Genomic DNA, 13,362 nt, shown 5'->3' on the forward strand with positions numbered 1-13,362 from the left:
TCTGATTTGAAAAAGTGATTAGCATAGTGTGCTAATATATTTATCAGTTTTAACAAACGGAAGTGTGCTATATAGTTAAAAAAACTGTACAAACGAGCATTTCAACTCATTTGTACAGTGAATTTTAAAATATATTTTTTGAGTTACCAACAAATTTTTTTGTTTTTACCTGTCTACTTGACGGGAAGCAGTTCAAATTTTCAAATGAGTGACTGCTTTTCTTTATCACATTTCAATATGTTCACCGCTTCTAATCTTATCTGCTAACTCATTCAACTTACGTAAACGATGATTAACACCTGATTTCGAAATTGTGCCTGTAGAAACCATTTCTCCTAATTCTTTTAGAGAGACATCTTGATTTTCCACACGCAATTTCGCAATTTCTCTTAAACGGTCTGGTAAGTTTTCAATGCCGATTTCTTGATCAATCAACTGAATACTTTCAACTTGTTTCATCGCTGCACTAACTGTTTTGTTTAAATTAGCTGTTTCACAGTTTACTAAGCGATTTACTGAATTACGCATATCTCTGACAATACGCACATCTTCAAATTTCAACATCGCTTGATAACCTCCGATTAAACTCAAGAAATCAGAGATTTTCTCCGCTTCTTTCAAATAAACGATATTTCCTTTTTTACGTTCTAAATGTTTCGCATTCAATTCATATTCATTCATTAAAGCAGTTAAGCCTTCTGAATGACTTTCGTATAAAGAAAATATCTCTAAATGATAAGAAGATGTTTCTGGATTATTCACAGAACCGCCAGCTAAGAATGCACCGCGTAGATAACTTCGTCTCATCTCATCGTCACGAATCAAATCTAAATCAATAGCGTGTGTAAACACACCATCTTTTAAAATACCAAGTTCATGTAAGATTTCACGAGACTTCATTTTCGTTCTGCAGATATAAATGTTGTTCTTCTTCAGCTTCATTTTCTTTCGAACAAGAATTTCAACTTCAATATTGAATACTTTCTTAATCAGAGAGTATATACGTCTGGCTGTTGTCGCATTTTCAGTTTGTACATTGATGACAAATTGCTGATTCGACAAACTGAGTGCACCATTCATCCGTATCAATGCGCTAAGTTCCGCTCGCGCATTTTTATCATCGACATCGATTCTTGTCAATTCATTTTTCATGTCTGATGCAAAGCTCATGCCGCGCCATTCCCTTCTTTAAAATTTTCTATTTTTCGGATTAAATTGGATTGTGCTTGTTAAATCAAGTGCCAATTCATAAATCATGCGTGCTAAGCGTGTTGTATTATGGCGCACACGATTTTTCGAAGAAACATGGACTAAATCTTGTGCAGTAATCGGTTCAATACCTGCCGCTTCAATCGATTCTTTATGATAAGTCACAGGTTCTGCCTGTTCTTTATGGTAATTTTCTAAAATGTCTTTACTGTACTGATGATTCTCACAACAAATCACATAATCAATAAAATTTGTTTTCATGTGATTATGCATTGCTTGAATATGATCCATCACATCAAAATGATCTGTTTCGCCATGTTGCGTCATCACGTTTGAAACATAAACTTTAGGTGCCGCACTATCCACAATCGCTTCACCGATACCTGGCACACATAAATTAGAAATTACGCTCGTATACAATGAACCAGGGCCTAATACGATTAAGTCCGCATCTTCTAATGCCTCTACCGCTTCTTCCATCGGCTGCACATCTGCAGGCTCTATAAAGACACGCTTAATTGTTTTTTGACGCTTCGGTATATTAGACTCACCATACACGATTTCTCCATCTTCCATCTCCGCATTTAAACGAATACTAGAATTCGTTGAAGGAATCACGCGTCCTTTGATATTTAAAATTTTACTTAATTCTTTAACCGCATGACCAAAGTCATCCATAATATTTGTCAGTGCCGCAATCAATAGGTTTCCTACTGAATGACCTTCCACTTGATTCTCTTTGAAGCGGTACTGAAACAGCTCCTTTAAAGTCGGTTCTGTATCACTTAAGGCCGCAATAACGTTACGGATGTCCCCAGGAGCGGGAATGTCCATTTCACTTCTGATTTTACCTGTACTTCCCCCATCGTCTGCTACCGTCACAATTGCGGTAATATCGATAGGATAATCTTTTAAACCACGAGCCAATACAGATAAACCTGTACCGCCCCCGATTAATACGATTTTAAGCTTTTTCATTTCTCTCGCCACTTTCGATATGTGCATCTCTATGATGAACGTAAACATTATAGTCGTAACTATCATTCAAGTCTTCGGCTAATCGTTTCGCTAAGGCAACAGAACGATGCTGTCCGCCTGTACATCCGATCGCAATCACTAATTGTGTCTTGCCTTCTTTTTTATAGCCCGGAATCATAAATTTCAATAAGTCTAATAACTTATCATAAAAGATGGCTGTTTCTTGCCATTTCATGACATATTGATATACAGCGTCATCATTACCGGTTAAAGGACGTAACTCTTTTACATAAAATGGATTCGGTAAGAATCTCACATCAAAGACTAAATCTGCATCTTGTTGGATGCCATGTTTGAAGCCAAAGCTCGTTACACTAATACTAAATGTTTCGATATCATCTCTATTAAACAATTTGTTTATTTTTGCACGTAATTCTTTTGGATTTAAGTCTGTTGTATCTATGACAAAGTTCGCAAAACTACGGATTTCAGATAATGATTGACGTTCTTCTCTAATAGAATTAATCAATGAATTTTGACCGTTATCACTTAATGGGTGTGCACGGCGTGTTTCTTTATATCTTGAAATTAATTTTGCTTCACTTGCCTCGACAAACATCACGTCTACTATAATGCGATTCTTGCTGCGTAAAAAATCTACTTCTTTTACTAAGGATTTGAAAAATTCGCGACCGCGTAAATCAATCGCAATTGCTACTTTTTGTAAAGATGGTGTGCCTTGCTCCATCAACTCCACAAATTTCGGCAGTAAAATCGGTGGTAAATTGTCTACACAAAAGTACCCTAAATCTTCTAAACTCTGTAAAACTACAGACTTCCCAGCCCCCGACATACCAGTAACCACTAATAATTCACTCTTATTTACGACTTCATTTTCTTCATGTTGCATAACGACACCATCCTGTAATTAATTCGCTCATAATATCCTTATCTTTATCATAGTATCATATTACATTCTAACTTGAACATGATTACTATGGAATATGTAAAAAGGTTTGAATAGATGCATGGTTTAAACCGCTTCATGCACTACTCAAACCTTCTTCGTTTTTTATTATGCTTCTTCTGCTTCTAGTTTATCTTTCAATTCTTCGATATAGCCTTGCGCATTTTGAGCTGCGATACTACCGTCTCCAGTAGCTGTAACGATTTGTCGTAAACCTTTTTCACGCACATCGCCTGCTGCGAAGATACCAGGAACTTTTGTTTCCATTTCTTCGTTTGTTACGATGTAACCTGCTTCGTTTGTGATACCTAAATCAACAATCGGTGCAGTTAAAGGTTTCATACCGATATAAACGAATACACCATCAGCGTCTAATGTTTCTTCTTTACCATCTACTGTAGATTGTAAAGTAACTGAGCCGACTTTACCGTCTTTTTCATTAATAGATGCTAATGTGTGATTCCAGATAAAGTGCATTTTTTCGTTTTTGAATGCACGATCTTGTAAGATTTTTTGTGCACGTAATTTATCTCTACGGTGAACGACAGTAACACTGTCCGCAAATTTAGTTAAGAAGTTACCTTCTTCTACTGCAGAGTCTCCACCGCCGATAACGTATAAGTTTTTGCCTTTGAAGAATGCACCGTCACATACTGCACAGTAACTTACACCGCGGCCGCCAAGTTCTTCTTCACCTGGCACACCGATTTTTTTGTATTCTGCACCTGTTGCGATAATCACCGCATATGCAGTAACAGATTTATCTCCATAAAAGACTTCTTTAATATCGCCTTTATCTTCAATCGCTTTAATATCGCCGTACTGATAAACAGCGCCGAATTTTTGCGCATGATCAAACATTTTTGTTGATAAATCAGGACCAGAAATTGATTCGAATCCTGGGAAGTTTTCAACATCTTCAGTGTTTGCCATTTGTCCGCCTGGCACACCACGTTCGATCATTACAGTTTTTAAGTCCGCGCGAGAAGCATATACGGCTGCAGTCATACCTGCTGGGCCTGCGCCGATAATTACAACATCATAATCAGGTTGTTGTTTAGTCATTCTTCTTGCCTCCTAGTATTTAATCACACTCATTATAAGATAGAGCTTTCTTGAAATATACTTTTATGCTCAAATTGTGAATTGTACTATTTTACATACACAACTTTTAAACTTCTAGTAGAATTTCAATTGATTTATTCAAACGGTACATAGATATACCGAACCATTCTGTAATAGCTTTTTTCGTATAAGCATCGGGTCGTGTTTTAAAGAAGAGATACACACACGCTGCCACATACCCTTCTACTTTTTCCAAATCATATTCTTGTGCAATGATTCCTTCAGCTCGATCAATCCAATGTACAAATAAAGATTGATATTCTCTTAAAGCCTCTTTCTCATACAAGGTTAACATGCCTCGATGAATGAAATCTAATTTGACTAATTTCAATCCTTTTATCAAATATGTCAGATATAGTTTTTCGTATTCATTCATCGTTTCTAATACATTCCAAATTTCTTCTGTAATTAATAGTTCTCTGCCATTCATCTGTTCTAATAAGAAAATCCCATAAATACGTTCATGGCTGTCTTCACTAATCAATAGCGGCGCAATATGCGAATGGAAATAGAGATTTTTTTCAGAAATCAACCAAGGTGGCGGTCCTGGAGGTGTATCTGTCATTGCTTCAAGCTTTTCCCAAAACACCTTACTTTGTTCTTTATTTCCCAGGTGATAAAAGTTGACGCTTAACGCATGAAACATTTGCATGGAAATGAATTTACCTTTTTTAAACAAAGGATACAATAATTTTTGCGAAGCACTGAACTTTTGTAGATAGCTGAGGACAATACCAAGTTTGAAACTTTCTTCATCATTCATTGGTACAACTTTAGACAATGATTGCAGATAGTTCGGATAAGCTTTGTCATTTGTGTTATAAAGTAATAACGTATAATGACATAATGCATAAACATCCGTCTGATTTTCTTTTAAAAGCTGTTTCAACATATTACGTGCGATATCATAGTTTCCTAAATACAGATGTATCATTGCTAATAAATTGCGTACACTTTCATGCGTACGTACTGTCATTTCTTGGCGTTGAATAAACTTTTTCGCTTCTTCTAACTTTCCTTGAGAGAAAAGATATTGAAAAATAATCTGAACTGCGAATACTTGGCTCTCTTTTTCAAGTACATCTACATCCTTATAGACAACTTCAAAGGTTTCTTCTAGTTCTTTTCTATAGTCTTCATCCTCTGACAGCAACACATAATTCATCCCGAAACAAAATGCTTTATTCGGATCTTGTAAATTCGTATATATTTGACTGAGTTGATAATAGGATGATTCTACATGTTCACCTTTCGCAATGAAATCATAATAACGTCCAACAACTTGCTTAGCTTGGCCCACTTCAGTCAGTGCGGTTGTATAATCTTGAAGCGCTTCAAAGTCAGAAGGCGACAATTCAAGGACTTTATGATAGTACTCTGCGGCTTTTTGATAATCTCTATGTTTTAGTTTTGACGCTGCCAGTCGTTTAAAAAGTGATGCATCTTGCGTCATTGGAATCACTTTTTTAGATGGTTCTGATGTCATTGTATTGCCCCTCCTCTCACTTATAATCTGATCTGCATGGGATTGCCGAAAGCTAAAGCGCCATCTGGTACATCTTTATTAACTACCGTACCTGCACCGATTTTGACATGACTACCAATTTTAACCCCAGGTAAAATTGTCACATTGGCACCGATTAATGTATGATGACCGATTTCAACTTTTCCCACTCTCAACTCTGAAACTAAAAATTCATGGGTCAATATTGTTGTATTATACCCTATCACACAATTATCTCCAACTTGAATTAGATGCGGATATAAGATATCCGGCATCACTTTATAGGCAAAAGCTGTGTGCTTTCCAACCTGCATACCTAAACAAGCACGGTAAATCCATCGTTTTAATTTCAACGATGGAATATACCGTGCAATCTCAATCATAATCGTTTGTCTAAATGCTTTTTTCACTGTGATAAAATGATACATTCTCCAAAGCGGATTAATCTGCGATTGACTGCCCGCTACTTTTTTATAACGTCTCATTTAATCTCCTCTTATTTCGGCCATGCCAAGTTTCTGGCATCTTTAAATTTAGGTGGTTGTTTCTTCATTCGACGATAGATAATCATAACGACACTGATAATAATCAAGATAACAGACATCACCTGTGCCACTCTGATATTGCTTGTCAACATTAAACTATCTGTACGCATACCTTCGACAAAGAATCTGCCGATTGAATACCAAATCAAGTATAAGAAGAATGTTTCACCAATTCTTAAGTGCTTACGTAAAAATAGTAATAACGCAAAGCCAAGCACATCCCAAACTGATTCATATAAGAAAGTCGGTTGATAGTACTGCCCATCAATATACATATTATCAATAATAAATCTTGGAATATGAAGGTTCTCTAGGAAACTTTGAGACACAGGTCCCCCATGTGCTTCATGGTTCATAAAGTTCCCCCAGCGTCCAATACCTTGCGCTAAGATAATACTTGGTGCAACAATATCTCCAATTTGCCAAGGGTTATGATTGTTCATTTTACACACAATAATGCCTGTGATAAATCCACCAATCAAACCACCATGAATGGCGATACCGCCATGCCATATCATCGGTATCTCTGAAGGATTTGCGGCGTAGTATGGCCATTGGAAAATCACGAAATAAATCCGTGCTGCCACAAAGCCGAAAATAGCACTCCAAAAGATAATATCAATCAATGCATCTTGATGATAGCCTACTTTCTTTGCGGTCGCCTGCGCAATAAAATAACCTAATAAGATGCCGAAGGCAATAATAATCCCATACCATCGCACATCAATCGGGCCTAAGCTGAAGGCCACCGGATCAATATAACCTAAGTTAAACAACATCTAGCTTACTCCTCTTTATGTTCATTTTTTCTAAGTATTTCGGCATTTAAACGTTCGTTAAATTCTTCAGCTGTATTGATGCCCATAATGTTCAAGCGATAATTCATCGCCGCAACTTCAATAATAACTGCCACATTTCTACCCGGTCTTACCGGAATTGTTTTCTTTGTGATTTCAGTATCTAAAATACGTAAGGTTTCTTCATTCAAACCTACACGGTCGTATAGCTTATCTTTATCCCAGTTTTCCAAATTGATATTCAAACCGATTTTCTTCTCTGTCAAAATCGAACCTGCACCAAATAACGTCATTACGTTAATAATCCCAAGTCCTCTGATTTCTAATAAATGTTCGATTAATTTCGGTGGTTTACCAATCAATTCATCTTTCGTGATTTCACGAATCTCCACATTATCATCCGCAACAAGACGGTGTCCACGTTTTACTAACTCTAACGCTGTTTCACTTTTACCGATACCAGAATCACCAGTAATTAAAACACCTACACCATATACGTCTACTAATACACCATGTAAAGATGTTGTTTTCGCAAGTTCATGTTCAAGATATGTAGTTAATCGGCTCATTAAACTTGTTGTCGCATCTTTAGATGTGAGTAATGGTACACTAAGCTCTTGTGCCGCATTGACTAATTCTTCTGGCGGCTCAATATCACGTGTAACGATAATTGCCGGTGTATCAGGACGGCATAACTTACGTAATCTGCCTTGTCGTTCTTTATCTGGTAATAAATTATAAAATGATAATTCAGTTGTCCCTAATAATTGAATACGGTCAGACGCATAATGCGAAAAGTACCCCGCCATTTCCAAACCTGGACGTGAAATATCTGTATTATGAATCGGACGATCCAATCCTTCTTCTCCGGCTACTAAATTTAACTTGAATCTGTTTACTATAGCTCTAGCACTTAACATATTTTCACCTCAATCAACATTCTTCGTTATATGCTCATCTCTATCATATCAAAAAAGAATGCAGAAACGTTATTGGTTTTATCTCTATTCATCTTATCATTTCTTATATGTGTTCAAAAATCAAACTTTTTTCTTTGAAGTCATAAAAAAAGACATTCCACTGCTTTAAGTGAAATGTCTTAATCTGGTTATTGACTTGTTTGTGCTGCATCACGTTCTAATACTGTTTTCAAATATTTGCCTGTATAAGAATCTGGAGATGCGGCGATTTCTTCAGGTGTACCTGTCGCAACGATTGTTCCTCCGCCATCGCCGCCTTCAGGACCTAAATCAATCAAGTAATCTGCTGTTTTTATGACATCCAAGTTATGTTCAATAATCACAACAGTATCTCCGTTATCTACAATACGGTTCAATACTTTTAATAAACGACGAATGTCATCCACATGCAGACCTGTTGTCGGTTCATCTAAGATATAGATAGAACGGCCTGTTGAACGTTTATGCAGTTCTGATGCGAGTTTCACACGCTGAGCTTCCCCACCTGACAATGTCGTCGCAGGTTGGCCGAGCTTCACGTAACCTAAACCAACATCGACTAATGTTTGTAGCTTACGTTTGATTTTAGGGATATTTTCAAAGAAATGTGTCGCATCTTCAGCGGTCATTTCTAATACTTCAGAGATATTTTTACCTTTATAAGTCACTTCTAACGTTTCACGGTTATAGCGTTTACCGCCACATACTTCACAAGGTACATACACATCTGGTAAGAAATGCATTTCAATTTTGATAATCCCGTCACCTTTACATGCTTCACAACGTCCACCTTTAACGTTAAAGCTGAAACGTCCTTTTTGATACCCTCTGATTTTCGCTTCGTTTGTTGATGCGAAAACATCACGGATATCATCAAAAACGCCTGTGTAAGTTGCTGGGTTTGAACGTGGTGTACGTCCAATCGGAGATTGGTCAATATCAATCACTTTATCAAGTTGATCAATACCTTCAATTTTATCCACTTTACCTGGTCTGACTTTCGAACGGTTTAATTTTTGTGCCAATGTTTTATACAGTACTTCGTTCACTAATGAACTTTTACCTGACCCAGAAACACCTGTAACAACAGTCATTGTAGAAAGCGGGAAGTCTACATCTACGTCTTTTAAGTTGTTACTGCTGGCACCGCGTACTTTTAGTTTACGGTCTGTCACAGGTCTGCGGTGTTCTGGGACTTCAATACGTTTCTTACCGCTCAGATACTGACCTGTTAATGATTTAGAATTACGCATGACTTGTTTAGGTGTACCTGCTGCGACAATTTCACCACCGTAATCGCCTGCACCAGGACCTACGTCTACAAGATAATCCGCTTCTCTCATCGTATCATCATCATGTTCAACCACAATCAGCGTATTACCTAGATCACGCATTTCTTTCAATGTGTTGATTAAACGGTCATTATCTCTTTGATGCAAACCAATAGAAGGCTCATCTAACACATATAATACACCCGTTAAACGTGAACCGATTTGTGTGGCTAAACGAATACGTTGCGCTTCACCACCAGATAATGTACCTGATGAACGATTTAACGTTAAATAATCTAAACCAACGTTATTTAAGAAATACAATCTTGAGATAATTTCTTTCAATATTAAATCTGCAATCTTACGGTCTTGTTCAGATAAATCGATGTTTTCGAAGAAATGCAATGCTTCTTTAATGGAATACTCTACAACTTCTCCGATATTCAAACCTGAAACATACACAGATAATGCTTCTTGGCTTAAACGTTTACCATGACATGTTTCACAAGGTAATTCCGTCATATATTTCTGCATCATTTCACGAACATATTCTGATGGAGATTCATGATAACGACGTTCAATGTTTGGCACAACGCCTTCAAACTCCATCGTTCTTGTGCGTGATGCACCATTACGTTGTTCGAAAGTAAAAGTAATCTCTTTACCTTTTGAACCGTATAAAATGATGTCTTTTTGACGGTCGGTTAATTTTTTAAACGGTCTGTCCATATCAATTTTATACACTTCTGCGACACGTTTTAATAATGTTGGATAGAAGTCAGAACTTTTTGGTTCCCAAGGTACAATCGCACCTTCACGCAACGATACATTCGGATCTGGAATAACCAAATCTACGTCTACTTTTAATTTTTGTCCTAAACCATCACAAGTTGGACATGCACCGAATGGGCTGTTGAAACTGAACATACGCGGTTCTAATTCACCAATGCTGAATCCGCAAATCGGACAAGCATGATTTTCAGAGAATTTTAAAGGTTCTCCGCCAATCACATCGACTGTTAAGTTCCCTTCTGCCAGTTCTAACGCTGTTTCAATAGAGTCAGCCAGACGTGATTCAATACCTTCTTTCACCACAAGACGGTCAACAACAACTTCAATCGTATGATTTTTATTCTTATCTAGTTCTGGCACATCATTGATATCATGAATGTCACCATCTACTCTGACACGTACATACCCTTTTTTACTGATATCTTGAAGCAGTTTTTCATGTGAACCTTTACGGTGATTCACAATTGGTGCCATCAACTGAATTTTAGTACGTTCTTCTAACTCTAAAATACGGTCAGCCATTTGTTGTACTGTTTGTGATTCAATTTCAATACCATGATGTGGACAAAATGCTTTTCCGACACGTGCATATAATAAACGAATATAATCATAAATTTCTGTTACCGTCGCAACCGTAGATCTCGGGTTTTTACTTGTCGTTTTTTGGTCAATCGAAATTGCCGGAGATAACCCTTCAATCGTATCAACATCCGGCTTATCCATTTGTCCTAAGAATTGACGTGCGTAAGCACTTAATGATTCTACATAACGGCGTTGTCCTTCTGCATAAATCGTGTCGAAAGCCAAAGATGACTTACCTGAACCTGATAGTCCAGTCATCACAATCAATTTATTTTTAGGCAATTCCACATTGACACTTTTTAAATTATTTTCACGTGCACCTTTGACCACAATAGATGGATCTTTCTTACTCACACATGTCACCTCACCCTTCTGCTTTCAGTTCAAACAACATGTCTCTTAGCTCTGTTGCTCGCTCAAAGTCTAAGTCTTTCGCTGCTTGTTTCATTTCTTTTTCTATATTTTCAATTGTTTTTTCACGTTCTTTTTTCGTTAATTTCTTAGGTACGACTTTTTGTTCTTTTTCATTTTCTTCATCTGTTTCCACTGTCGCACTAATAACGTCATGGATTTTCTTACGAATTGTTTTCGGTGTAATACCATGTTCTTCGTTGTATGCTTGTTGAATTTTACGACGGCGTTCTGTTTCATCAATCGCATACTGCATAGAATCTGTAATCTTATCCGCATACATGATTACTTCACCATGCTCATTACGCGCAGCACGGCCGATGGTTTGAATTAATGAACGGTTAGAACGTAAGAAACCTTCTTTATCCGCATCTAAAATTACAACTAAAGAAACTTCTGGGATATCAATACCTTCTCTTAGTAAGTTAATACCGACAACCGCATCATACGTACCCATACGTAAGTCACGAATGATTTCAATTCGTTCTAATGTTTTTATTTCTGAATGCAGGTAATTGACTTTAATTCCCGCTTCTTTCATATAAGTCGTTAAATCTTCACTCATCTTTTTCGTTAACGTTGTAATGAGTACACGTTCATTTTTATCAATTCTATCTTGAATTTCACTTAATAAATCATCAATTTGATTCTTCGTCGGACGGACATCTATTTTAGGGTCTAATAAGCCCGTTGGTCGAATAATTTGCTCAACAACTTCATCTGAATGTTCTAGTTCATAAGGCCCAGGTGTCGCAGTCACATAAACTAATTGATGTGCTTTTTTCTCAAACTCTTCGAATGTTAATGGACGGTTATCCAAAGCACTCGGAAGTCTGAAACCATGGTCAACTAAAACTTGTTTACGTGCTTTATCTCCGTTATACATCCCTCTGACTTGTGGTAATGTAACGTGAGATTCATCAATCATAATTAACCAGTCATCACCGAAATAATCTAATAACGTATACGGTGTTGAACCATAATCTCTTAAACTCAAGTGGACTGAATAGTTCTCAATTCCTGAACAAAAGCCCATCTCTCTCATCATTTCAAGGTCATAGTTCGTACGTTGTTCTAAGCGTTGCGCTTCTAATAATTTATTATTCTCTCTTAAATACTTTAAGCGATCTGCTAATTCTTTTTCGATACGTTGAATCGCTAATTCCAATTTTTCATCTCTAGTTACGAAGTGGGATGCCGGGAAGATAGAGAAGTGTTCTCTTTCACGTAATACTTCACCTGTTAAATAGTTTACTTCGCTGATACGATCAATTTCATCACCGAAGAATTCTACACGGATACACATTTCATCTCGAGACGCCGGGAAGACTTCTACTACATCACCGCGAACTCTGAATGTCCCGCGTTTAAAGTCGATGTCGTTTCTTGAATATTGAATATCTACTAATGCACGTAGAAATTGACTGCGATCCATTTCCATTCCTTGACGGACGTTAACTACTAAACTGCTATATTCAGAAGGATCCCCTAAACCGAAGATACTGCTGACACTGGCAACAACAATGACATCGTCACGCTCAAAGAGTGAACTTGTTGCTGAGTGACGTAATTGGTCAATTTCATCATTGATTGTCGCATCTTTTTCGATAAATGTGTCAGTAGATGGCACATAAGCTTCTGGTTGATAATAATCATAGAAGCTGACAAAGTACTCTACTCTATTTTCTGGGAAAAATTCTTTGAACTCATTATATAATTGACCAGCTAAGGTCTTGTTATGGGCTAATACTAATGTCGGTTTGCCCGCTTGTTGAATGACATTACTCATCGTAAAGGTCTTACCTGTACCTGTTGCTCCGAGTAACGTTTGGTGACGTTTACCTTCTTTAATACCCTTTGAAATTTTTTCGATAGCGGCTGGTTGGTCACCTTGCGGGGTAAACTCAGAAACAATTTTAAATGGATGATGTTCCATAAAATTCGGTATCCTCCTTTATTGACACTTCTATAGAAAAATATGAGTTTTAAAATATAAATAGGTTGAGACACTTGTCGTCTGTCCCAACCATATACTTCATGTTGAGATTGCAATTAAGCTGGTTAATTCGCAACTTCTCAAAATCTCATTTCATCGTTCTATTTAGTCTTTCTATACTCTCAATTACTCTATTTCAAACTTTTTACATCACTATATATTGTAACAGATTCTGTCAAAAAGATACAAACATCTGTTCGTAAAACTACTCTTTTTCCCCAAACAA

At 37.0% G+C, this 13,362-nt stretch carries 10 protein-coding genes; all 10 read right to left on the bottom strand.

Going from position 1 to position 13,362, the window contains the following annotated elements:
- Positions 1–225: 225 nt before the first annotated feature.
- The 10 genes from whiA to uvrB all read right to left on the bottom strand — a co-directional run bounded on the left by whiA (position 226) and on the right by uvrB (position 13,076).
- Complete coding sequence (whiA, locus tag HMPREF2937_RS04060) at positions 226–1,170, bottom strand: DNA-binding protein WhiA (RefSeq protein WP_002481558.1); 945 nt, start codon at positions 1,168–1,170, stop codon at positions 226–228.
- An 18-nt stretch (positions 1,171–1,188) separates the two neighbouring features.
- Positions 1,189–2,187, bottom strand: a complete 999-nt coding sequence (gene yvcK, locus HMPREF2937_RS04065; protein WP_002481557.1) for a gluconeogenesis factor YvcK family protein — start codon at positions 2,185–2,187, stop codon at positions 1,189–1,191.
- Complete coding sequence (gene rapZ, locus HMPREF2937_RS04070) at positions 2,174–3,097, bottom strand: RNase adapter RapZ (protein ID WP_002481556.1); 924 nt, start codon at positions 3,095–3,097, stop codon at positions 2,174–2,176. The genes yvcK and rapZ overlap by 14 nt, the downstream gene beginning before the upstream one ends.
- A gap of 165 nt (positions 3,098–3,262) precedes the next feature.
- A complete protein-coding gene (gene trxB / locus HMPREF2937_RS04075; RefSeq protein ID WP_023015366.1) occupies positions 3,263–4,219 on the bottom strand; it encodes a thioredoxin-disulfide reductase in 957 nt (318 codons plus the stop codon).
- Positions 4,220–4,325: 106 nt separating this feature from the next.
- Entirely contained in the window at positions 4,326–5,765 is a 1,440-nt protein-coding gene (locus tag HMPREF2937_RS04080) for a tetratricopeptide repeat protein (protein ID WP_002481554.1), read from the bottom strand.
- A gap of 20 nt (positions 5,766–5,785) precedes the next feature.
- Positions 5,786–6,268 carry an acyltransferase gene (locus HMPREF2937_RS04085; protein WP_057510215.1) on the bottom strand — a complete coding sequence of 161 codons (483 nt, stop codon included), beginning with the start codon at positions 6,266–6,268 and terminating at the stop codon, positions 5,786–5,788.
- A gap of 11 nt (positions 6,269–6,279) precedes the next feature.
- Positions 6,280–7,107 carry a prolipoprotein diacylglyceryl transferase gene (gene lgt / locus HMPREF2937_RS04090; RefSeq protein ID WP_023015369.1) on the bottom strand — a complete coding sequence of 276 codons (828 nt, stop codon included), beginning with the start codon at positions 7,105–7,107 and terminating at the stop codon, positions 6,280–6,282.
- A gap of 5 nt (positions 7,108–7,112) precedes the next feature.
- Positions 7,113–8,045 carry an HPr(Ser) kinase/phosphatase gene (gene hprK / locus HMPREF2937_RS04095; protein WP_002481551.1) on the bottom strand — a complete coding sequence of 311 codons (933 nt, stop codon included), beginning with the start codon at positions 8,043–8,045 and terminating at the stop codon, positions 7,113–7,115.
- 188 nt (positions 8,046–8,233) lie between these two features.
- A complete protein-coding gene (uvrA, locus tag HMPREF2937_RS04100; protein ID WP_070864109.1) occupies positions 8,234–11,083 on the bottom strand; it encodes an excinuclease ABC subunit UvrA in 2,850 nt (949 codons plus the stop codon).
- Positions 11,084–11,093: 10 nt separating this feature from the next.
- Entirely contained in the window at positions 11,094–13,076 is a 1,983-nt protein-coding gene (gene uvrB / locus HMPREF2937_RS04105) for an excinuclease ABC subunit UvrB (RefSeq protein WP_002481549.1), read from the bottom strand.
- Positions 13,077–13,362: the final 286 nt, after the last annotated feature.

This window comes from Staphylococcus sp. HMSC061G12 (assembly GCF_001838465.1).
GTDB lineage: Bacteria > Bacillota > Bacilli > Staphylococcales > Staphylococcaceae > Staphylococcus > Staphylococcus simulans.